This window comes from Asticcacaulis sp. AC460, assembly GCF_000495795.1.
Classification (GTDB): Bacteria; Pseudomonadota; Alphaproteobacteria; order Caulobacterales; family Caulobacteraceae; genus Asticcacaulis.
Genome location: NZ_AWGD01000010.1, coordinates 102,031 through 124,813, shown reverse-complemented (window position 1 = coordinate 124,813; position 22,783 = coordinate 102,031). Strand labels below are relative to the sequence as shown.

The following is a 22,783-nucleotide window of genomic DNA, read 5'->3' as shown; positions in this document are numbered from 1 at the left end:
CGGCCAATCATGCTGCATAGCACAAAAATGGTGCGAATGCGCACATAATCGGCCCTGTCACGACATCGTGCGCGGGCAAAAATTATTTAAAAACCATAGGTTTAGCGTGGGCGGAAAAAGCTGTTCGCGGTCAGCCGGCCCATCCGGACATCGGCGTCCAGTTTCGCGCCGTCGAACAGGGCACAGTGCAGCACGTTGCTGCGGTAGAGTATCAGCCGGTTGAATCGTATCTCCACCGAATCGGTCATTTCGAAATTCGGTGTGTCGGGCCCGGTATAGCCGGTCAGCAAATGCCCCTCCCGGTCCAGCTCACCCTGGACCGTGCCGAGATAAGCCTCGCGGCGCTGTGGATTGACCGATTCATACCCCGTCGCCCGATGCCGGAAGAAGGCGGTTCCGCCGCCCTGGCCATGACAGAGGTAGTGCACCATGGCCAGGTGATCCGGATGAAGCTGGTCATAGTGCGGAATCTTCTGCCACGGACCGAAGTCTTCCAGCCGGTGCGTCGCTAAAGCGAAAAAGCCATTGGCCACCAGAGGCGTATCACGCCCGATCGCAAAGGCCCGCTCGAAACTGGGCCGCAGCACCGGCAATAACGTCTCCAGATACGACCGCGGCAGCGCTGCGTTCAAACCCGGATAATAGGTCCCGGTCGGCGGCGCAAATTCTGCCTCCGCGGCCATACCAACCAAAGCCTCCGGCTCCAGCAGGACATCGTCGATGATCAGCAGCGGATGACCTTCACGGCCGATCCGGCGCAGATGGACCTCTGCCTTGGGATTGATCGCAAGGGACGTATAAGGGGGGGCGCTCAGGCGGCCACCTCTTCCCACTGGCCCGAGGTTTCCGAGCGGAACAGGGCGTCGAGGATACGCATATTGGCGCGGGCATCGTCCATACCGTAGGGCAGGGGCGCTTCTCCGCGCACCGCCCGGCAGAAAGCCTCGCCCATCAACTGGTACTGATCGGACGCCGGCAGGGTGTGCGTCACCGCCGTGCCGCCATCCAGGGTCGCGCCATTGTCGATGATGATGTTCTGCTCGCGATCGGGCGGCTGGTTGAACGGGATCGGCAGTGACAACCGCGCCTTGGTGCCGAAGACATTAATGCTCTGGCTGCGCCCGGCCTGGGTCGAAACGGTGAAGCTCAACTGTCGGCCATGGCCGAAATCGAGCAGGGCCGAGGCGATGACATCCGTGCCGAAACCTTCGTCGCGCTTGATCAGGGCCATGACGCGCACCGGTTCGGTCTCGAAGAAGAAACGCCCGGCGACGATGGGATAACAGCCGATATCGAGCAGCCCGCCGCCGCCCCATTCGACCTTGTTGCGGATATTGCCGGGATCGAGATTGTCATAGCTGAAATAGGACTGGATCATCTGCGGCCGGCCGATGGCGCCGTCGCGGATCAGCCGCCGTGCCTCGATCCACTGCAGCGAATGCCGCACCATGAACGCTTCTTGTATCAGGGAGCCTTTAACCTCATCCAGCGCGTCGATCTCGGCCGCGTTCAAGGCCATCGGCTTTTCGCACAGCACATGCTTGCCGGCGCGCGCCGCCGCCAGGGTCATCGGCACATGGAGATGGTTGGGTAGCGGATTGTAGATGACCTCGATTTCCGGATCGGCCAGCAGGTCTTCGTACGATCCATAGGCCTGCTCCAGCCCGAGCGCCGCCACGGCCTGCTGCGCGTTCACCAGGTTACGCGAGCCGATGCCCTTGACCCGGATCATGTCGCTTTTCAGCAGGGCCGGAATGACCTTGTTCAGCCCGATCTTGGCGGTCGACAATACACCCCAGACGACGCGTTTCATGCCAGCCTCTCGATCAGCGCCATGGCGGTCTGCGGATTGACGACCTTGTGGCCGCTGATGACGTAGAAGAAGACCTCATGGTCCTTGGCGGGCTTCGGCGCGCCGAAGGTGGCCAGATCGTTGGGTACCTGGCCTTCGGCCAGGGTCCGGGCGCGATAGGCCCATTCGTCCAGCGCCTGGGGGGCGTAGCCCAGGGGTTCGCTTTCCTGCGTGCCCATCAGCCGGACATAGGCGAAATCAGCGGTCAGGTCGGCGATGACCGGAAAATCCGGGTCGTCGACGCCGGTGATGATGGCGACTCCGTAACGCCGGCACAGGTCGACGAATTCTGCGCAGCAGAAGCTGTTATGGCGGACCTCGACGGCATGGCGCAGCTTCACCCCACCCACCTCGGGCGGCAGCAGCTTGAGGAAGTTCTCGAAATCGACCGGATCGAACTTCTTGGTGGCCATGAACTGCCAGTTCAGCGGCCCGAGCTTGGGGGCCAGCTCACTGATGCCGCTGTTCAGGAAACGGTCGACCGACTCGGCCGACTGGCTCAGATCCTTGCGGTTGGTGCAGAAGCGCGACCCCTTGAGCGTGAAGAGGAAATCGTCCGGAGTTTCTTCGCGCCATTTACGGTAGGTTTCCGGCTTTTGCGAACCGTAATAGGTGCCGTTGACCTCGATCGAGGTCAGTTTCGACGCGGCATATTCCAGCTCACGCTTTTGCGACAGGCCGTCGGGATAGAAGGGCCCGCGCCACGGCTCATAGGTCCAGCCACCGATCCCCACATAGATACGTCCTGCCATCGAGTCCTCCTGTCGCGTCCTGTCCTACGAGCCTGTTTGCAAATCCGTCAGGCCGGCCTGCAAAGAGCTGTTTTCTGCGCTTCCGGTGCTCACGTACTGAAGTACGCTCCGCTCCGGTTCTCGAAACCAACCCTTTTCGGCTCAGCCTGACGAATTTTCAAGACAGGCTCTACCGCCCCTATACCGTGGCGTCAAAATATAAGTTGTTCTCCTAATGTTCCAAATATATACTGAGAGTCAAGCCGCCTGAGTCAGAGTATGGACAGCGCCGACACACCGCCTCAGAGAAAGATCATCCATATCGATATGGATGCCTTTTTCGCGTCGGTCGAACAGCGCGATTTCCCCGAACTGCGTGGCAAGCCGGTGGCAGTTGGTGGTGGCGGTTTGCGCGGCGTCGTGGCGGCTGCGTCCTATGAAGCGCGCAAATACGGCGTCCATTCGGCCATGCCGTCGGTGACGGCCAAGCGCAAATGTCCCGACCTGATCTTCGTCAAACATCGCTTCGAAGTTTACCGCGAGGTGTCGCATCAGATCCGCGATATCTTCTTCGACTACACGCCACTGGTCGAGCCCCTTTCGCTGGACGAGGCCTATCTCGACGTCACCGAGAACCTGAAGGGCATCGCTTCGGCCACCCAGATCGCCCAGGAAATCCGCCAGCGTATCCACGAGGTGACGCAACTGACGGCGTCGGCGGGCGTGTCGTACAACAAGTTCCTGGCCAAGATTGCTTCGGACCAGAACAAGCCCGATGGCATGTTCGTCATAAAGCCGTCCCAGGGACCGGACTTCGTCGCCAGTCTGCCGGTGAAGAAGTTCTACGGCGTCGGGCCTGCGACGGCATCGAAGATGAACCGGTTGAAGCTCTATACCGGGATGGATATCCGCAACCAATCCCTGGCCTTCCTGCAGAAGCATTTCGGCATTTCCGGAAGCTATTATTACAACGTCTCGCGCGGCGTCTGCCACCGCCAGGTCAAGCCGGACCGCGAACGCAAGTCCGTCGGTGGCGAGAACACTTTCTTCGAGGATGTGTCGACTTTGGAGGGCGCGTGGGAGCAATTGCTGCCGATCCTGGACAAGGTGTGGCGCCATATCGAACGCAACAGCATCAAGGGGCGGACGGTGACCTTGAAGGTCAAGTACAGCGACTTCACGCAGATTACCCGGTCGAAGACCTTCGCGGCGGCGGTGGCCGACAGGGACGCCATGACCCGTATCAGCCGCGACCTGCTGGAAGGGGTGTTTCCGGTAGCGAAAAATATCCGGCTTTTGGGCATCAGCCTGTCGTCACTCAGCGAAGACGAAGAGGCCGAGCCTGAGGATGTCGGGCAGTTGAGCCTGATGTTATGAATGGCTTCTACCGGCCTCACCAAGCCTTGCCGGTCGCCTCGCGGAACAGGTCGAGTTGCTTCTCCAGGCAGAGCGGCAGGTTGTAGTTGTCGACGATCGTCGCCCGGGCATTGTCGCGCAGGCGCTGCTTTTCCGGATATTCCATCGCCGCCAGGACATCGTCCGCCACCTTGGCCGGGTCGAAGAAGTCGGTGAACAGCCCGTTCTCACCGTGCTTCATCACCTCCAGCACCGGCGTGGTGTTTGACGCCACGATGAAACAGCCCATCGACAGGGCTTCCATCAGCGACCACGACAGCACGAACGGATAGGTCAGGTACAGGTGCAGTGACGAGATGCTTAAGACCGACAGGTATTCGCCATAGGTCCGTTGCCCCAGGAAATGCACCCGGCCTTCCGGCAGTTCGATCTCCTCCAGCATCTTCTCGCGCCATTTGGTCTTGGAACCCCCGACGCCGTACGAAACCTCGTCGCCGCCCATGACCAGAACCGTCGCGTTCGGCCGGCCTTTCAGGATCTCCGGCAGGGCGCGCATGAAGGTCGGGAACCCGCGCACCGGCTCGAGGTTACGCGCCACATAGGTGATGACCTCGTCGTCCTTGGTCAGGACACGGCCGTCGTCCAGGGTGAAGCTGGCATCGGGGTTGCGCTTGACGTGCTCGACGTCGATGCCGTCGAACACCGCGCGGATATTCTTCTTCGCCCAGTCGGGATAGGTCGACCTCTGCCACTCCGTCGCGCTCCAGCCGAGGTCGGCGATCGAATGGGCGATATGCAGGTGTGAGTTCGATACCCGCAGATGACAGGCGCCGTTAAGGGTCTGGGGCTTTTCCGGATCGAAGCTGGTCATCGGCCCGTCGGGCTCGAAGAAATATTCGCTGTAGGAGATCAGCGGCGACTTCGGAAAGATGTCCTTCAGGAACAGGGTCTCGCCCCAGCCGGGGTGGCCGACCATCAGGTCCGGGATGAAGCCCTTGGATTCCAATTGCTGACACACCCGCACCACCGCCTGGCCGTGCAAAACGGCGTCCTCGACGCTGCGCAGATAGGGATGGGTGTCCTTTTTGACTTCGCGCGGCGCGGGGTAGGTCAGCCGCACCACCCCCTTCAGTTCGCGGTCGTCGCGCCGGGTAATGAAGGCCACCTGATGGCCGCGTTCGGCCAGATAGCGGGCGATGTGCTTGAACTGGCCCGGCATATTGCGGTGGACGAACAGGGCTTTCATGCGCGCTTCCGGTTATCGTTTTTGCGGTAACCCTGTCTAGGCCGCGCCGTCAGGCTGAGCAAGCGGCGGCGAACGCAAAAAAAGCGGATGCCGTACGAAGACGGCATCCGGTCCAGGTTGGCTCGGGGGGAGGGCATTTTTTAGCTCAAGCGCCGCATGGCTCGCGCAACTGTGCGCGGCGGGCAGTCGCCCTTGCCAAGGCGCAACGTGGCGCCTTGGAATAAGGCTATTTACGCTTTTTCGGAGCGGCACCTTGCGGCACGAAGCGCACGGCCAAACCGCCGCCGGGCGCCAGGCGCGCCGGCAGGACATCACCCGCCGTCACCGTCTTCTTTTCGATGACAATGTCGAAACGAGCGTCGCCGGTCATGTCGGCGTTCGGCCCGTCGCGGTAGATTTCCGCCGTATAGGTGCGGCCGGCGTCCAGGAAGCTCAGCGGCACATCGAAGGTGCGGCCGTTCTCATCGGTCACGGCGCCGAGGAACCAGGTCTCGGAATTGCGGTCCTTGCGGGCGATGGTGGCGAAGTCGCCCGGCTCACCGTTCAGCACGCGCGTGTCGGACCAGTCGACCGCCACGTCCTTGATGAATTGGAACGGACCGGGATACTTGTCGTAGTTCTCGATCAGGTCGGCTGCCATCTGGATCGGCGAATAGATCACCACATAGAGCGCCAGTTGCCGCGCCTGGGTCGAGGCGATCGGCTGGTTGTTGCCCTGCAGGCTCAGCACACCCGGCGTATAGTCCATGGGACCGGCCAGCATGCGGGTGAAGACCAGTTCCGGATCGTGTTCCGGCGCGTTGGGCGGCGCACCCCAGGCGTTATATTCCATGCCACGCTGGCCTTCGCGCGACACCCAGTTGGGATAGGTGCGGCGCAGGCCGGTGTCCTTGATCGGTTCGTGGGTGTCGATGGCGATCTTGTACTTGGCGGCCTCGGTCACGACCTTCTGGTAGTGGCGGACCATGTCCTGGCTGTCGTTCCAGGTAAAGTAGATGCCGTCAGGGCCCATGGCCTGGGCACCGCCGGCATCGGCGACATAGCCGGTCTTGATCGAGTCGACAGCGTATTTCTGATAGAAGGCATAGCCAGCGTTCATCTGCGGCTCGTAATTGGCGATATTACCGCCGGTCTCATGGTGACCGATCAGGTGCACGCCCTTCTTCAGGCCATAGGCTGACAGTTCGGCGATATCGAAATCGGGATAGGGCTCATCGAACTTGAACAGGTGGCCGGTGGCGAACCAGTCTTCCCAGCCCTTGTTCCAGCCTTCGACCAGCACGCCGCGGAAGCCGTTCTTGGCGGCGAAATCCATATATTTCTTGGTGTATTCGGTTGTGGCGCCATGCTTGGGCCCGGCTTCCCAGGTGCGGGTGCCCAGGTGCATGTCCCACCAGATGCCGACATATTTGTACGGCTGGACCCACGACACGTCGCCCAGTTTGTTGGGCTCGTTCAGGTTCAGCATGACATGCGACATGTAGAGGCCGGGCGCCGAGTCGGCGATCAGCACGGTCCGCCACGGTGTCGCGGACGGCGCATCGCGCTCGACCGATTTCTTGCCGGGCTCACCCGTCGGGGCCAGTTGCACCTTGAGGCGCTGGCCGTTGACCCGGCGCAGCCATACGGCGGCATAGTCGACCAGGGCGGCTTCGTGGAAGGTCATGTACAGGCCGTTATCGGTCTTGAGCGTCAGTGGCGTCTGGGCCAGGCTGACCTCCTTCAACGGGGTCTTGTCGACCGGATATTCCTCGCGGTTCCATTCGCCTGCGGCATTCCACCAGGCCGTCGAATTGTCGACCACGGCAAATTCCGACAGTTCATCGACGATCGACAGGTGCTTCAGTTGCGGCTGGTCGGGGAATTCGTAGCGGAAGCCGATGCCGTCGTCGAACACACGGAAGACGACCGTCAGCTGACGGCCTTCCTTCATATAGCCCTTTTGGGCGACGGTGACGCGCAGCTCATTGTGGTTGTCGCGGATAAAGCGCCATTCGCCCCAGGGCTGCTCCCAGGTTTCGTCGTGCGAAGAGGTTTTCGCCTCGACCAGGCTGAAATTGCGGTCAAGCTTGGGGGCATTGGACAGGACCAGGCCCAGGCGCGACGGCGAGATGACCTCCTTGCCCATATGCTTGACCGAATAGGCCAGGCTGCCATTGACGTCGAGCGCGACATCGACCGTAAGCACGCCGCTGGGCGAAGACACGGTGGCAATGGTGCTGGCGACCGGAGGCCGCTGGGTGACGTCGGTATCGGCGGCAAAAGCCGGCGCGGCCACGCCTGCTAGCGCACCCGCGGCCAGCAGGGTGGAGGTCAGCAGAGACACAGCCAGTCTGGAGGATTTCATGTTTATTCCTGCTCCCGAAGCCGGGCCGTTCGCCCGCTCTTTCTTTTTAATGGGGTTACCCTAAGGCATGGGGCGTGTGCAAAAAAGCCCCTAAAATCGACTGCATACGTATTCAATGCCTGCGCAAAGCCTTGTAAGGCAAGGCACGGCGCGAGAGGCGGCATCATATAACGGCGATATAACCGCTTTCGCAGCCTCGTTTCGTAAACGATTACAATTAGTCAGACAAGATCTATTGCGCCGCCATCAGGTTCGGCAAGCCGCCGCAGGATTCGCGGATGACCAGTTTCGGCGCCATCTGGGTATCGACCACCGGTTCGTCCTCGATCAGCGAGCTTAGGCCGTCAATAAGGGCGCGGGCGGCGGCTTCGGTGTCCTGGCGGATGGTGGTCAAGGCCGGCGACAGGGACGAACAAACCCACAGGTCGTCGAAACCGACCACCGAGACGTCGTTAGGCACATGCAGGCCGCGCTTGTGCAGTTCCTGCATGGCGCCCATGGCCAGCAGGTCGGTGGCGCAGAAGACGGCGTCGAACGGGATGTTATTGTCGAGCAGGCGGTCGACCCCGGCCACGCCTTCCTCGCGCGCCAGGAAGGCATCGACCCGCAGGGCGTCATCGACCGCGATACCGGCCTCGGTCAGGGCGCGGCAATAGCCGCGGTAGCGGTCGCGGAATTCGGGATGCTCGGCCTGGTACTTGCCAATGAAGGCGATACGGCGTCGGCCCAGGTCCAACAGGTGGCGGGTGGCCAAATAACCGCCGGCCTCGTTATCGCTGCCGATGACCAGGCGGGCGCAGTCCAGCCGGTTGACGCCCCACACCACCCACGGATCGCCGACCTCGTTCAGGTATTCGAACAGATGGGTATAGACCTGGAAATCCTTGCAACCGAGGAAGATGATGCCGTCGGCACGGCGCGAAAAACCGTAGTCCGTGCCCCATTCGTCGCTCTTCTGCTGCAGCGAGATCAGCACGTCGTAGCCCTGCTGACCGGCATATTTCAGGATCGAACCGATCAGTGGCAGGAAAAACGGATTGATCGGATTTTCGGAATTGTCCAGGTCTTCGGAGATCAGCACCGCCAGGGTATGGATCTTTTTGGAGCGCAACTTTCGGGCGTTGACGTCGACCTTGTAGCGCAGCGCCTTGGCGGCTTCGAGCACGCGCCGTTTGGCGTCCTCGCTGACCAAGGGCGATTGCGCCAGGGCGCGCGAAACCGTGGTTTGCGACACGCCGGCCAGGGCGGCGATATCGAGCGATGTCGGCCGTTGCTGCTTCACGTCTTTTCCCTCCCGTAGGGATTGACGGTTGACCCGTCTTTATATGATGCCCTGAAGCTAACTCCGCTTCGGGAATCCGTAAAGTCACATCTCCGCGGGCGCGGCGTCTTCGTCGGACAGGTGCGGACGGTGCGACGGGCGGGACGGCTCCTCAGCGTCGTCGGCGGCATCGGCCACCGGCAGGGGCAAGCCCAGGCGGGTGGCGATGGCGGTATGGGCGGCCAGGCCAACCTGGCGCACCATGGCCGGCGACTTGACGGCGCGCGCCATGATGACCGCGCCCGACAGCTCTGACAGCAGGGCCAGAGCTTCGGTGAGGGCGTCTTCCTGGCTGCGGTCCAGGCCTTCGAATTCGAGCGCGACCAGGCGCTGCAGCTTGACCATGCCGGCTTCAAAACGCTTGCGCGCCTGGGTTCCAAGGCGGGCGACATCACCGGCGACCGCCGGAATGGGACAGCCCTGGCCCGGCTTGTTGATATGGGCCGGCGACAGGTAATAGGCAATGTAGTTGGACAGGGCCGCCGCCGGCACAAGGCCGCGCGTCTTGGTCAGGTAACGCTCGCAGGTGCGCTCGAACATGGTGTCGAGCGCGTGGGCGATCAGGTCGTCCTTGGACTTGAAGTGGGCGTAGAAGCCGCCGTGGGTCAGGCCCTGACGCTTCATCAGGGTCACGACGCTGAGGCCACTGGGGCCGTCTTCGCGCAGCATGATGGCGGCTTCGGTCAGCAGCCTAAGCCGCGTCCGCTCCTTATGTTCGCCGTCATACCGCATGCCAGTCCGCCGTCACTGTACGAGTCAATGTTATCCGGGGCCTAATCTGCCTAAATCGGACCCGGAACACAAGATTTAGTATGTTTGAAATAGCAATTTATGGCTGTTGCGCCATCAGTTGAGTGACTTGATCCGGCGTCGGGCAGGTATTGGCTGACTTCACGGTCACCGAAAGCGCCGACGCGGCGGAGGCATAGCGCATGGCGTTGACCAGATTGTCGCCTTTGACTAGGCGTGTCACCAGCGCGCCGTTGAAGATGTCGCCGGCGCCGGTGGCATCCACGGCCTTGACCCTATAGGCGGGCAGCCGGACCAGGGCGCCGTCGATCAGGGCGGCGCAGCCTTCGGAGCCGAGCGTCACCAGGGCCTGTTTCGCTCCGGCGGCGACCAGGGCCTTAAGGCCGGTGATAAGTGAGGCCTCGGACAGGTCGGGTATGCCGGTCAGCTTCATCAGTTCGGTTTCGTTGGGCGTGACCAGGTCGGCCAGGGGCATCAGGTCCAGAGCTGCCGGATCGACTGGCGCCGGATTGAGCACGGTCAATACGCCGTGGGCGCGGGCGCGTTCTAGGGCATGACGAACGGTCGGGATCGGGACTTCGAGTTGGACGATCAGGGCTTTCGCAGCGGCAATAACGCTTTCCGCAGCATCGATATCGGCGGGCGACAACAGGCCGTTGGCGCCGGGGGTGACGACGATCATGTTCTGGCCGTCTTCGGCGACCAGGATATTGGCAAGGCCCGTTGTCGCACCGGGCAGGGCTTTGACATGATCGGTCAGGACGCCGTTGGCCGTGAGAAAGCCGGTCGCCTGGGGCGCCAGGGCGTCGTCACCGACAGCCGCGACCATGTGGGTCGTGACACCGAGCTTGGCGCAGGCGACGGCCTGGTTCAGCCCCTTGCCGCCGATGGCCTGGCGCATGGCCTTGCCGATGATGGTCTCGTTAGGCCTGGGCAGGGCTGTGACGTCGAGAAAAACATCGACATTGATACTGCCGGCAACGACGATAGACATGACCTGACCTCCGACCCGTGCGCTTTGCCAACAAGGCTATCGCATCAGACATGTTCAAGCTCCCTCCTCTCCATGCAATGGGGAGGGGGACCGCGAAGCGGTGGAGGGGTATGGGAAGGCCCAGCCGCCGCTGGGGTTCAGAACCATCCGGGATCTGAATAAGCCAGCCGTGCCGACAGCAAAGATACCCCTCTACCGCTTCGCGGTCCCACTCCCCACTTCGTGGAGAGGAGAAGAAAGAACCGTTTGCCGCAAATTTACATGAAAACAAAAGTTTGCCAGCCTTTTCTGATTACGGCTTCAATTTTTTGAACAAAAGGCTTAGGCTAGGGCGCCATGGGGAAACCGCCACAGTCACGGCTGAAACAGCGTAATACGGCCAAGATCCTGGACGCCGCCCAGCATGTCTTCGCGGCCTATGGCTACCATGGCGCCACCATCGACAAGGTGGCCGAACGCGCCGGCATGTCGCAACCCAACCTGCACAACTATTTCAAGACCAAGGCCGACCTGTACGCCGCCGTGCTGGACCAGACGCTGAGCCTGTGGCTGGACCTGATCGGCGACCTCGATCCGGCGGGTGAGCCCCAGGAAGAGCTGCGGCGCTATATCGGCCGGAAGATGGAGCTGTCGCGGCAGTTCCCGGAATCGTCGCGGGTCTTCGCCAACGAAGTTCTGCAGGGCGCAGCGGTACTGAAGACGATGCTCAAGACCCGGGTGCGCGACAATGTCCGCCTGTTTTCCGAAGCCATCGAAGGCTGGGTGGCGGCGGGCAAGATCCGCGCGGTCGATCCGTACCATCTGGTGTTTTTGATCTGGAGCGCGACCCAGCACTATGCAGATTTCGGCGCCCAGATCCGGGTGATTATGGACGTGCCGAAACTGACCAAGGCGCATTTCGAAGCCGCGGAGGAATCGATTTCCGAAATCATCCTGCGCGGCTTGGCGATTTGAGCCTGCTGCACTGCCAGAAAAACGCGCTTGCCATGGCCGAAATTCTCTGATTAGCTGATCAGACTGGAAGCCTCCAGCCGATAAGGAGCAAGGGTTTCATGAGTGCAGAAACGGCCCCGTTCGACCTGCCCGCACGGCCGGAAGCGCTCTCGCTCAAGGCGCTTGAGACCGCCGTCATCGTCATCGACATGCAAAACGCCTATGCCTCGCTGGGCGGTTATGTCGATCTGGCGGGCTTCGATATTTCCGGCGCGCAATCGACCATCGCCAATATCAAACGCACGCTTACGGCCGCCCGTGAAGCCGGCATCCAGGTCGTCTATTTGCAAAACGGCTGGGACCCCGACTATGTCGAGGCCGGCACGCCGCTCTCGCCCAACTGGCACAAATCCAACGCCCTGAAAACCATGCGCCGCAACCCCAATCTCCAGGGTAAGCTGCTGGCGCGCGGCGGCTGGGACTATGACATCATCGACGACCTCCAGCCCCAGCCCGGCGACATCAAGGTCGCCAAGACGCGCTATTCCGCTTTCTTTAACTCGCAGCTCGACAGCATCCTGCGGTCGCGTGGCATCCGCAACCTGATCTTCGTCGGCATCGCCACCAATGTCTGCGTCGAAAGCACCCTGCGCGACGGCTTCCATCTCGAATATTTCGGCGTCATGCTGGAAGACGCCACGCACCAGCTGGGGCCGGCCTTCATCCAGCAGGCGACGGTCTACAACATCGAAACCTTCTTCGGCTGGGTCGCCACGGTCGATGATTTCGTCAACGCCATCACATAGTGACTGTTATGGAAATGGGTCAGGCTGAGCCGAAAAGGGCTGATTTCGAGAACCGGAGCGGAGCGTACTTCAGTACGTGAGCACCGGAAGCACAGAAAGCGGCGCTTTGCAGGCCAGCATCACCCATTTACAAACAGTCACGTAGGAGGTTCCCATGCCCAAGACATCCATCAATCCGCCGGGCTTCCCCAAGCCGTTGGCGCCTTATTCATCCGGCACCAAGGCCGACGGTGTGGTCTATGTTTCCGGCACCCTGGCGATCGATCCGGATGGGTCGATCCATGCCCCGGACGATGCTTCGGCCCAGACCCGCCATATCCTCGAAACGATCAAGAAGGTGGTCGAGGCCGGCGGCGGCACCATGGACGACGTCACCTTCAACCACATCTTCCTGACCGACTGGGCGCACTATGCCGCCATGAACGCGGTCTATGCTGAGTATTTCCCGGGCGAGAAGCCGGCGCGTTTCTGTATCCAATGCGGTCTGGTCAAGCCCGGCCTGGTGGTCGAAATCGCCTCCGTCGCCCATGTCGGTCGCTGAGTTGGCCCCTGTTTCAGACGGCGAATTCCAGTTCATCAACGGGCTGGCAGTGACGGTCTATGGCTCGGGCGAACCGGTGATCATGTCGGCGGGCCTGGGCGGTTTGGGCGCCTACTGGCGGCCGCAACTCTCGGCGCTGTCAGGCTATCAAGTCGTCCTGTACGACCACCGCGGCACGGGCGAGAGCGCGCGCGACATCGGGGACGACTACAGCGCTGCTGACTTGGCCGACGACCTGTACCGCATCATCACCGGGCTGGATCTGGACAGCGCTCACGTCGTCGGCCACGCCGCCGGGGGGATTGCCGGGCTGCAGCTGGCGCTGGACCGGCCCCAGGTCGTCAAATCGCTGACCGTCGTCAACGGCTGGGCCAAGGCCGACCGCCATTTCAAGCGCTGTTTCGATATCCGTCTGGGCATTTACGAGGCCGGCGGGCCGGAAGCCTATCTGCGCGCCCAGCCGATCTTCCTGTTTCCGGCGGAATGGATTTCGGCCCATCTCGACGAACTGGATGCGCAGGCCGCCCACCATGCAGCGGGGTTCCAGAGCGAGGCGACCTTGCGCGCCCGCATCCGCGCCTTGGCCGAGTTCGACATTTCGCAAAAACTGGAAGAGATACAGACGCCGACCCTGGTCATCGCCGCTTTGGACGACATGCTGGTGCCGGTGCGGTCGTCGGTGGCGTTGTCGGACGGGTTGCCGGATTCGCAGTTCGTCGGACTGCCGTGGGGCGGGCATGCCTGCAACGTCACCGTGCCGGAAGATTTTAACGGATACCTGACAGAATTTCTCAAAGTCGTTTCGCAACAGGACCAGGGCTAACCATGGAAATCGGCGTCTTCATCCCCATCGGCAACAATGGCTGGCTCATCTCCGAGAACGCGCCGCAGTACATGCCCAGCTTCGAGCTGAACAAGACCATCGTGCAGAAGGCCGAGAGCTATGGCCTCGACTTCGCGCTCAGCATGATCAAGCTGCGCGGGTTCGGCGGCAAGACCGAGTTCTGGGAGCACAATCTCGAAAGCTTCACCCTGATGGCCGGGCTGGCGGCGGTGACGTCGAAGATCAAGATCTTTGCCACCTCGGCGACCCTGACCCTGCCGCCGGCGATCGTGGCGCGGATGGCCTCGACCATCGATTCGATCGCGCCCGGACGGTTCGGCATCAACCTGGTCACCGGCTGGCAAAAGGCCGAGTACGATCAGATGGGGCTGTGGCCGGGCGAGCAGCACTACCTCAAGCGCTACGACATGCTGAGCGAATACGCCCAGATCCTGCGCGACCTGTTCGACACCGGCGTGTCGGATTTCAAGGGCCAGTATTTCGAGATGACCGACTGCAAGGTCAGCCCGAAGCCGGCGGTGGCGCCCAAGATCATCTGTGCCGGGTCGTCCGACGAAGGCCTGGCCTTTTCGGCGCAATATGCCGACTACGCCTTCTGTCTCGGCGTCGGGGTCAATACGCCCAAGGCGTTCGAGAAGAACAATGTCCGCCTGAAAGCCGCCACCGACAAGACCGGTCGCGATGTCTCGACTTTTGTGCTGATGATGGTCATTGCCGACGAGACCGACGCCGCGGCCGAGGCCAAGTGGCAGTCCTATCGCGACGGGGTCGATGAGGACGCGGTCAAGTGGCTGAAAGCGCAGTCGGCGCCCAATGCCGTCAACAAGACCACCAATACGGTGCAGCTGTCCGACACCGTGTCGGCGGTGAACATCAATATGGGCACGCTGGTCGGCTCCTACGCCAAGGTCGCGGCCATGCTGGATGAGATGGCCGAGGTTCCGGGCACCGGCGGCGTGCTGTTGACCTTCGATGATTTCGTCAAGGGCATGGACGACTTCGGCACCAAGATCCAGCCGTTGATGAAAACCCGCCAGCACCTGAAAGTCGATGCCGCGTAAGATCATCATCGATACCGATCCGGGCCAGGACGATGCCCTGGCGCTGCTGCTGGCCCTGGCCTCGCCGGAGGAGCTCGATATCCTGGGCGTCGTGGCGGTCGCCGGCAATGCGCCGCTGCGCCACACGCTGAACAATGCCCGCAAGATCCTGGAACTGTCGGGCCGGACCGATGTCAAGCTGTTTGCCGGTTCCGATCGGCCGTTGCGGCAAACCCTGGTCACGGCCGAACATGTCCATGGCGAAACCGGGCTGGACGGTCCCGACCTGCCCGATCCGACCTATCCGGTCGAAGCGCAGTCCGGCGTCGACTTTATCGTCGAAACATTGCGCGCAATCGATGACGTCACGGTGGTCACGCTCGGGCCGCTGACCGACCTCGGCCGGGCGTTCCAGCAGGCGCCGGACATCGCTTCCCGGGTTCGCGAAGTGGTCATGATGCTGGGTGCCTGGCGCGAACTGGGCAATGTCACCCCGACCGCCGAGTTCAACGCCTATGTCGATCCGGATGCCGTCGATATGGTGCTCAACAGCGGTGCGCCCCTGACGCTTTTGCCGCTGGACGCCACGCACAAGGTGCTGTCGACCCAGGACCGGCTGCAGGTGTTGCGCGATATGGGCAATGTCACCGGACCGAAGGCGGCGATCATGCTCAAAGCCTCCGAACGCTTCGACATCAAAAAATATGGCTGGGCAGGGGCGCCGCTGCACGACCCGTGCACCATCGCTTATCTGTTGAAACCGGAACTGTTCACCGGCCGTGCGGTCAATGTCTCGGTCGAAACCCAGAGCCCACTGACCTTAGGCATGACCGTGGTCGATTGGTTCAAGGCCACCGACCGCCCCGCCAATGTCAACTTCATCCACGATGCCGAGGCCGTGGGCTTCTACGACCTCTTGTTTGAGCGGCTGCGGCGCCTACCTTAAGGACCTCTGACGGAGGTTCATGATGGTCAAGGCGATACGGGTACACACTACCGGCGGGCCGGAGGTCATGGCGCTCGAAGACATCGAGGTTGGTCAGCCGGGTCCGGGCCAGGCGCGGGTGCGTCACACCGCCATCGGCGTCAACTTCATCGACACCTATTTCCGCAGCGGCCTGTACAAGGCCGCCCTGCCCCTGATCCCCGGCAATGAAGCCGCCGGCGTGGTCGAGGCCATCGGCGATGGCGTGACCGAGGTGGCGGTCGGCGACCGGGTCGCCTATCTCGACGGCCCCGGCACCTATGCGCAGGCGCGGCTGGTCAAGGCCGACAAGCTGATCCCCCTGCCCGACGGCATCAGCGACGAAACCGCCGCCGCGGTCATGCTGAAAGGCCTGACGGCGCAATACCTGCTGCGGCGGACCTTCAAGGTGTCGGCCGAACATACGGTGCTGTTCCATGCCGCTGCCGGCGGGGTCGGGCTGATCTTCGGGCAGTGGGCCAAGCATCTGCGCGCCACGGTGATCGGGACGGCCGGTTCGGCAGAGAAGGTCGAACTGGCGCTGAAGCACGGCTACGACCACGTCATCAACTACCGCGATGAGGATTTCGTGGCGCGGGCCGTGGAACTAAACCACGGCCGCAAGGTCGATGTCGTTTATGATTCCGTCGGCACGGATACGTTTCCGGGCTCGCTGGATGTGTTGCGGCCGCTGGGAATGTTCGTGTCGTTCGGCCAGTCGTCCGGGCCGATCCCGCCGTTTGACATCGGTATCCTGAATGCCAAGGGCTCGCTGTTCATGACCCGGCCGAGTTTGTGGGCCTATAACCCCGATCGTGAGACCTTGCTGGCAGCGGCAGCGGAACTGTTCGAGCTGATCGAGAGCGGCATCATCACGGTCGATATCCGCCAGCGCTTCGACCTGAAGGACGCCCGCGCGGCGCATGAGGCTCTGGAAGGACGGCAAACGACGGGCGCCACGATCCTGGTGCCCTGAGCGGTCTGACACAAGTAGCAATTACCCGCCGGTCGACAGGGCCTTGAAACGGTGGCTCATCGCTTTGCGGCGCTCGTGGCTGGCTTGCTTCGCATTCTCGACCGCCAGAACCTCGGTGGCGTTCAGCAGGTGCTCAATCACCCGGTCCATATGGTCATGCATGGCCTGACGCGCCTGGACCGCCGAACGCGCCTTCAAGGCATTCATGATGCCGGTATGTTCGTCGATGCGCTGCTTCATGCCCAGATCCGCCGCCCGGGCCAGGATGGTCTTGGCCAGGGGAGAGCGGTAACGCCAGTCCCACAGGTTCTCGACACAGGCGACCATGGCGCCATTGCCGGTGATGTTGGCGATGCTGATGTGGAATTCGCGGTCGGCGGCCTCGGCCTTGGCCGGGTCGGGGTCGTCCATCGACCGGACCAGACGCTCCAGTTCCTCGATCTGATCATCATGGACCAGGGTCGCCGCCATGGCCGCGACCTCGCCCTCGAACAGCCGCCGGGCCTCGATCAGCTCAAAGGCGCCGATTTCGGAGTCGCTGATTGGCGCGGCCTTGCCCTTGTTTTCGACGACCAGAATGCCGTGGCCGTGTTTGGCCTCGATCATGCCCAGGATTTCCAGGGCGATCAAAGCTTCACGCAGGGTGGGGCGCGAGACGCCGAACTGAACCGCCAGGTCACGCTCGGTCGGAAGCCGGTCGCCGGGCTTGTAACGTCCGGACTCGATTTCGGCAGCTATGGAATCGGCGATTTGACGATAGAGTTTCTTGGTTTCGGACATCGGCGCTGTAACGGTGATTCTTAAAAAGGTATGACCTTTATCACCTTCGCTTTCAACGAAAAAATCGGCCAGCCATGGAAGGCTGGCCGTTGCTCAGGGAAGACCAGGTTACACTTTTTACAGCTGTTTTTTAGAACCGGCCGCGAACACCGAACATGACCGTCTTGCCCGGGGTGTAGTACCACATGGGCGCGCCGTCATATTGGAAGTTCTGCGTCAGGGTCGAGTCGGTCAGGTTGGTCGCGTCCAGGGTCAGGTCCAGGTCGACGCCCAGGCCGAAGGCTTCCTTCAGGTTGACGCTGGCCGACAGGTCCAACTGCTCGTAGCTTTCGTTGAACAGGGCGGCGTTGGTGATGCCGTTCTGGTTGGCGCCTGAAGCCTGGGAACCGTCACGATAGGTGTTCGACAGGCGCACGGAGTAGCCGTGCTTTTCGTAGAACGCCGTGAAGTTCCAGGTCGTTTCCGGCACGCCCAGGGCGATGGCCGGCGCGGCGCCTGTACCCTTCTGCTTGATGGAGGTGTAGTTGGCGCTGTAGCCGAAGCCATCCAGCGACTCGAACCACTGATCCAGCGGCTGCACCCAGGCGAATTCCAGGCCGTCGATGGTCAGTTCACCCGAAGCATTGACCTGTTGGGTCAGGATGATCGGGAGGTTGTTGATGGTCGCCAGGTCGGTACAGCCGCAGCGCGTGCGCAGGGCCTGCTGCTGGGTCGGGTTCAGCGTATCGTAGTTGACGCCGTAGTTGTTCAGGTACGAGAAGGCATAGGTGTTGTTCTGGTTGGCGGTAAAGCCGGTGACCTTCTTGTTGAAGGCGGTCACGGAGACATAGCCTTCCGCACCGGTGTACCATTCCAGGCCGAAGTCCAGGTTGTCGGCCAGGTAGGGCGTCAGCGACGGATTGCCGACCGAGCCGATATCGGCCGACGGGCTGCCGAAGCTCAGGCCCGGCAGCATGCTGCTGGGGTTCGGACGCGTCATGGTCTGCGACATCGCGAAGCGGGCGAGCAGATTGTCCTTCACGTTGAAGGCCAGGTTCACCGACGGCAGGTAGTTCTTGTACTTGGCCGTGGTGTAGACGAAGTTGACGATCGCCGGATAACGGCCGCCGTCCGCCGGGGCGGGACCTGTGACCGGGGTATTGCGCGGATCGGCGAAGGACAGCTGTCCGGCAATGGTCTGGTCGGTCGTCACGGCGCGGATACCGAAGTCGTAGCGCAGGCGGTGACCAAAGATGTCACGGTCGCCGGTCACCTGGATGTAGGCACCTTCGACCTTTTCCTTGATGAAGGAGCGCGGCGAGCTGATGTTCGAGCCGCCGGCGGCCGGGGCACTGGCCAGGAATTCATAATACTTCGAATCCTTGGCGAAGCGGTCCCAGTCGACGTTCACATAGCCGAACGGTCCGGGCATCATGTAGCTGGCCAGGGCGGTTTGCGGGATCAGCGAGCCGCGGTAATTGACCGTGCCGGTGGCGCCGGCGGTGTAGAAGGTGCCGTAACCGGGATAGGCCGGATAGCCGGCGGCCAGGGCGGCCGTGCGGTCGGTGATGACTTCGCCCTTACAGGCCGGCTGCGAGTTGGGACCGGGCAGGAAGAGGCTGGGGTTGTTGCCGCAGGCCGCGTTCTGCCACGCCTGGGAATTGTCATACGGCGTGATCTTGCGCTGCATGTCGTCATAGGCATAGCCGAAGCGGATATTGAAGTCCGGCGTACCCCACATCAGGTCGGTGTGGAAGCCGCGGGTCTGGGTTTCGCGTTCTTCCGACTGCAGGTTCACGCGCCCGCCGTTCCAGGTGAAGTTCTTCGGATCGTTCAGGTCGATATTGGCGGTGACCGTCGGATGGCCGTCGGTGTTCTTCAGGGTCGCCGTCACGCCCGACGACGCCGGGGTCACGACCAGGAAGGTCGGCGAGTCGCGGCGGAATTCGCCCTTGGTGTAGTTGGCGTCGAACGTCCACTTCAGGTCGTCGGCGATCTGCCAGGTGAAGCCGGGATTGAACGACTGGAAGGTGTTCTTTTCGTCGAACGGCCGGTATTCCAGGAAGAACTGGGCATTGGCCAGGGTCGCTTCGGTGACGATACAGCCGTTGCTGCAGTCGCTGCGGTCGACCATCATGTTCAGCGGAATGGCCGAGCCGTTACGGCCGACCAGGTTCATGTCGGTGCGTTCCTGGTCGTTCTTCTTTTCCGTGGCCATGGTGTCCAGCCAGAAGCGCATGTCTTCGTTCGGACGCCATTCGAAGCTGAGGACAGCCGAGGTCCGTTCGCGCGTGCCGTAATAGTGCATCGGACGCGACAGGCGCGGAATCAGGCCGTTGTCGATCTGCTGGATGGTCAGGCCGGGGTTTTTGGCGAGCAGGAGGGCCTGGTCGATGGTGGTGCCGGTGATCAGGCCGTTGCCGGCATTCGCTGGAACCGTGGCCGGGATGGTCCAGTTGCCGCCGCCGGTATTGTTGCGGCTCGAAGCCGGGTTCATGGCCGCGTTCAGGTTGGCATTGGTCCAGCCGATCGATTCATAACCCTCGACCGAGATCTGGGTCTTCTGGTGGGCGATACCGGCCAGGACGCCGAAATTGCCCCACTTCTTGGAGACGAGGAACGAACCCTTGTAGCCCATGTCGTCGGCCAGGCTGTTCTTGATGCCCGAGAAGGAATACTGGATCTTGTCGCCCTTGACGTCGAACGGACGGGCCTGGCGCATATTGACCGCGCCGGTGGCGCCGCCTTCGACCAGGCTGGCGCTGGGCGACTTGGTGACGGTCAGTTGGGTGAACAGCTCCGGCGGGAAGATGTCGAGGTCGACTTCGCGGTTGGAGTTGCTGGTATTGACGTCGCCGGTCGAGGCCACCGACACCGGTGCGCCGTTCAGCAGCACGCGGGTGAAGGACGAGCCCAGGCCGCGGATGGCGATGGTGGTGCCTTCACCGGTGATTTCGCGGGCGATAGTGATGCCCGGGATGCGGTTGAACGATTCCGCCAGGTTGGTGTCCGGGAACTTGCCCATGTCTTCGGCGTAGATGGCGTCTTCGAAACCGACCGCACGCTTCTTGGCGGCCGTCGAGTTCTGCAGCGAGCCGCGGTAGCCCGTAACGACGACGACGGAGTCTTCGCCGGCCGGGGCGGCGGTCTGGGCGTTGGCTGCGGATACACCGAGGCCCGACAGGCCGGTCAGCAGCGTGGCGCCCAGCAGCGCCAGTTTGAAATTACGGGAGTTCCCCGATGTGAAAGCCATGATTTTCCTCTCCCTGTTCAGGGTGTGCACGGTGTCGTGTTCTTATAGGAGCCGGCTTTGGCGCCGGTTCTCATGGGCGCAGTGGTAGTTGGCCTGTCCTGTTTTGTCAATAAAGGCCTGACCAATATGCGGGATGATGGTCGGAGATTGACAGCGCTTTCCGTTCAAACGCGTTGCAAAAGCGCTGAGGTGTGTATTTTTATAGGTGATAAATAATTGAATTAAATGAATAATAAATTCATGGCTTGACCTTTTTGTTTGTCTGATCGTGGGAAGAATTAATGGTCTGATGTGTCATTTTTGAAACGATGTTCTGTGCCGGAAAGCCTTCGCATCTGCGGAATTTGATCTGACCATGTGCAGACCAAATTTATGAGCGTGCGTAAGCGTTTACATGTATTCCGTCATCCAAAAGCGCGATGTCCGACAAAAAAGCTTGCAATTGACGGCTGGATCGGATCAAAGTGAGATATTGGTAAGACCAATGCTGGTGTGCGTTCCTGAATATCTGTGTTCGGGGCGTGTCGGGGGGCCTTGGAAGGGGCGCCGCAGCAGGGTTCGAGGGCGGAAAGACGAGGTAAGCGTGCATGCCGGATTCCAGCCGTGCCCCCGAAAAGACCGTAGCGGTGTCCAGCCCCGAGGTGGCGCGTGACACCTTCGGCCCGGTGACCATCCGCTCGGCGCGGGTGATTGTCACTTGTCCCGGCCGCAACCTGGTCACCCTGAAGATCGAAACCGACCAGGGCGTCTATGGTCTGGGTGACGCCACCCTGAACGGCCGCGAAAAGGCCGTCGTTGCCTATCTGGAAGAGCACGTCATTCCGGTCCTGATCGGCCGTGACGCTCACCGCATCGAGGACATCTGGCAATATCTGTACAAGGGCGCCTATTGGCGCCGCGGTCCGGTGACCATGTCGGCCATTGCTGCGGTCGATACGGCGCTGTGGGACATCAAGGGCAAGCTGGCCGGCTTGCCGGTTTATCAGCTTCTGGGCGGCCGCTGCCGCGATGGCGTCATGGTCTATTGCCATGCCAACGGCACCTCGATCGAGGATACGCTGGAGGTGGCCCAGGACTACAAGGCCGCCGGCTACAAGGCGATCCGGCTGCAGTGCGGCGTGCCGGGCCTGGCCTCGACCTATGGCGTGTCGAAGGACAAGCTGTTCTATGAGCCCGCCGACAACGAGTTGCCAACGGAAAATCTGTGGGATACGGCGGCCTATCTGCGCATCGTGCCCGAGTTGTTCAAGGCGGGACGCGAGGCCCTGGGCTGGGATGTTCACCTATTGCACGACGTCCATCATCGCCTGACGCCGATCGAGGCCGGCCGGTTGGGTCGGGACCTGGAGCCGTACCGCCCGTTCTGGATCGAAGACGCGACGCCGGCCGAGAACCAGGAGGCCTTCCGTCTGATCCGCCAGCATACGACGACCCCCCTGGCCGTGGGGGAAATCTTCAATACCCTTTGGGACTGCAAGGACCTGATCCAGAACCAGTTGATCGATTATATCCGGGCGACGGTGGTTCATGCTGGCGGAATCAGTCACCTGCGCAAGATTGCTCAGTTCGCCGATGTCTTCGGGGTCAAGACGGGCTGTCACGGTGCGACGGACCTGTCGCCGGTGACCATGGCGGCGGCGCTGCATTTCGACCTGTCGATTCCGAACTTCGGCATTCAGGAATTCATGCGGCATACGGATGCGACCTACGAGGTCTTCCCGCACGGCTATAGTTTAAGCCAGGGCTATATGGATGTCAGCGACGCGCCGGGCCTGGGCGTGGACATCGACGAGGCCAAGGCGGCCAGGTATCCCTATAAACGCGCCTACCTGCCGGTGAATCGCCTGCGTGACGGGACGATGTTCGACTGGTAGGGTTCAAGAAAGAAACCCCACCACCACGCGTCGCTACGGCCTTTGGCCTTCGCTAGCGCGGTCCCCCTCCCCAACACGTGGGGAGGAAAAGAAAAGATAAGTCGTTCTTACCTTCTCCTCCCCACGTGTTGGGGAGGGGGACCGCACGAAGCCGTAGCAAAGCGAAGGCGAAGTGGGGTGGTGGGGCAATACGAAC

The 22,783-nt window shown here is 61.7% G+C and carries 19 protein-coding genes; 9 read left to right on the top strand and 10 right to left on the bottom strand.

Annotated features, from left to right (window positions below):
• Positions 1 to 101 precede the first annotated feature (101 nt).
• Genes ABAC460_RS31295 through ABAC460_RS31285 form a run of 3 tightly spaced genes read right to left on the bottom strand, consistent with a single transcriptional unit; the run spans position 102 to position 2,604 of the window.
• Positions 102 to 833, bottom strand: coding sequence for a DUF6445 family protein (locus tag ABAC460_RS31295; RefSeq protein WP_023452576.1), 732 nt, complete (start codon positions 831 to 833; stop codon positions 102 to 104).
• Entirely contained in the window at positions 812 to 1,813 is a 1,002-nt protein-coding gene (locus tag ABAC460_RS31290) for a Gfo/Idh/MocA family protein (RefSeq protein WP_023452575.1), read from the bottom strand. The genes ABAC460_RS31295 and ABAC460_RS31290 overlap by 22 nt, the downstream gene beginning before the upstream one ends.
• Complete coding sequence (locus ABAC460_RS31285; protein ID WP_023452574.1) at positions 1,810 to 2,604, bottom strand: DUF72 domain-containing protein; 795 nt, start codon at positions 2,602 to 2,604, stop codon at positions 1,810 to 1,812. Before ABAC460_RS31285 ends, ABAC460_RS31290 begins: the two co-directional genes overlap by 4 nt.
• 258 nt (positions 2,605 to 2,862) lie before the next feature.
• Between ABAC460_RS31285 and dinB the strand changes: the two genes are divergently transcribed.
• Complete coding sequence (gene dinB / locus ABAC460_RS31280) at positions 2,863 to 3,960, top strand: DNA polymerase IV (protein ID WP_023452573.1); 1,098 nt, start codon at positions 2,863 to 2,865, stop codon at positions 3,958 to 3,960.
• 16 nt (positions 3,961 to 3,976) lie between these two features.
• On the opposite strand, the gene ABAC460_RS31275 is transcribed toward dinB, so the two are convergent.
• The 5 genes from ABAC460_RS31275 to ABAC460_RS31255 all read right to left on the bottom strand — a co-directional run bounded on the left by ABAC460_RS31275 (position 3,977) and on the right by ABAC460_RS31255 (position 10,597).
• Entirely contained in the window at positions 3,977 to 5,185 is a 1,209-nt protein-coding gene (locus tag ABAC460_RS31275; RefSeq protein WP_023452572.1) for a glycosyltransferase family 4 protein, read from the bottom strand.
• Positions 5,186 to 5,411: 226 nt separating this feature from the next.
• Positions 5,412 to 7,532, bottom strand: coding sequence for a glycoside hydrolase family 97 protein (locus tag ABAC460_RS31270; RefSeq protein ID WP_023452571.1), 2,121 nt, complete (start codon positions 7,530 to 7,532; stop codon positions 5,412 to 5,414).
• Positions 7,533 to 7,764: 232 nt separating this feature from the next.
• Entirely contained in the window at positions 7,765 to 8,814 is a 1,050-nt protein-coding gene (locus tag ABAC460_RS31265; protein WP_023452570.1) for a LacI family DNA-binding transcriptional regulator, read from the bottom strand.
• Between the two features lie 84 nt (positions 8,815 to 8,898).
• Positions 8,899 to 9,585 (bottom strand): TetR/AcrR family transcriptional regulator, encoded by a 687-nt coding sequence (locus tag ABAC460_RS31260; protein WP_023452569.1) that lies wholly within the window; start codon positions 9,583 to 9,585, stop codon positions 8,899 to 8,901.
• Positions 9,586 to 9,682: 97 nt separating this feature from the next.
• A complete protein-coding gene (locus ABAC460_RS31255) occupies positions 9,683 to 10,597 on the bottom strand; it encodes a ribokinase (protein ID WP_023452568.1) in 915 nt (304 codons plus the stop codon).
• A gap of 336 nt (positions 10,598 to 10,933) precedes the next feature.
• On the opposite strand from ABAC460_RS31255, the gene ABAC460_RS31250 reads away from it, so the two are divergent.
• The 7 genes from ABAC460_RS31250 to ABAC460_RS31220 all read left to right on the top strand — a co-directional run bounded on the left by ABAC460_RS31250 (position 10,934) and on the right by ABAC460_RS31220 (position 16,701).
• Positions 10,934 to 11,551 carry a TetR family transcriptional regulator C-terminal domain-containing protein gene (locus ABAC460_RS31250; RefSeq protein WP_023452567.1) on the top strand — a complete coding sequence of 206 codons (618 nt, stop codon included), beginning with the start codon at positions 10,934 to 10,936 and terminating at the stop codon, positions 11,549 to 11,551.
• Positions 11,552 to 11,649: 98 nt separating this feature from the next.
• A complete protein-coding gene (gene rutB, locus ABAC460_RS31245; RefSeq protein ID WP_023452566.1) occupies positions 11,650 to 12,336 on the top strand; it encodes a pyrimidine utilization protein B in 687 nt (228 codons plus the stop codon).
• Between the two features lie 154 nt (positions 12,337 to 12,490).
• A complete protein-coding gene (gene rutC, locus ABAC460_RS31240) occupies positions 12,491 to 12,877 on the top strand; it encodes a pyrimidine utilization protein C (protein WP_023452565.1) in 387 nt (128 codons plus the stop codon).
• A gap of 1 nt (position 12,878) precedes the next feature.
• Positions 12,879 to 13,700, top strand: a complete 822-nt coding sequence (gene rutD, locus ABAC460_RS31235) for a pyrimidine utilization protein D (RefSeq protein ID WP_200863658.1) — start codon at positions 12,879 to 12,881, stop codon at positions 13,698 to 13,700.
• A 2-nt stretch (positions 13,701 to 13,702) separates the two neighbouring features.
• On the top strand, positions 13,703 to 14,782 hold the full coding sequence (gene rutA, locus ABAC460_RS31230; protein WP_023452563.1) for a pyrimidine utilization protein A: 1,080 nt from the start codon (positions 13,703 to 13,705) through the stop codon (positions 14,780 to 14,782).
• Positions 14,772 to 15,707, top strand: a complete 936-nt coding sequence (locus ABAC460_RS31225) for a nucleoside hydrolase (protein WP_023452562.1) — start codon at positions 14,772 to 14,774, stop codon at positions 15,705 to 15,707. Before rutA ends, ABAC460_RS31225 begins: the two co-directional genes overlap by 11 nt.
• 22 nt (positions 15,708 to 15,729) lie before the next feature.
• Entirely contained in the window at positions 15,730 to 16,701 is a 972-nt protein-coding gene (locus tag ABAC460_RS31220; protein ID WP_023452561.1) for a quinone oxidoreductase family protein, read from the top strand.
• Positions 16,702 to 16,722: 21 nt separating this feature from the next.
• Here ABAC460_RS31220 and ABAC460_RS31215 read toward each other — a convergent pair whose 3' ends face one another.
• Together ABAC460_RS31215 and ABAC460_RS31210 are read right to left on the bottom strand one after the other, a co-directional pair.
• Complete coding sequence (locus ABAC460_RS31215; protein WP_023452560.1) at positions 16,723 to 17,481, bottom strand: FadR/GntR family transcriptional regulator; 759 nt, start codon at positions 17,479 to 17,481, stop codon at positions 16,723 to 16,725.
• A 130-nt stretch (positions 17,482 to 17,611) separates the two neighbouring features.
• Positions 17,612 to 20,713, bottom strand: coding sequence for a TonB-dependent receptor (locus ABAC460_RS31210; RefSeq protein ID WP_023452559.1), 3,102 nt, complete (start codon positions 20,711 to 20,713; stop codon positions 17,612 to 17,614).
• A 665-nt stretch (positions 20,714 to 21,378) separates the two neighbouring features.
• Between ABAC460_RS31210 and manD the strand changes: the two genes are divergently transcribed.
• The gene (gene manD / locus ABAC460_RS31205; protein ID WP_031236506.1) at positions 21,379 to 22,587 is read left to right on the top strand and encodes a D-mannonate dehydratase ManD; all 1,209 of its coding nucleotides are present in this window, start codon (positions 21,379 to 21,381) and stop codon (positions 22,585 to 22,587) included.
• Positions 22,588 to 22,783 lie beyond the last annotated feature (196 nt).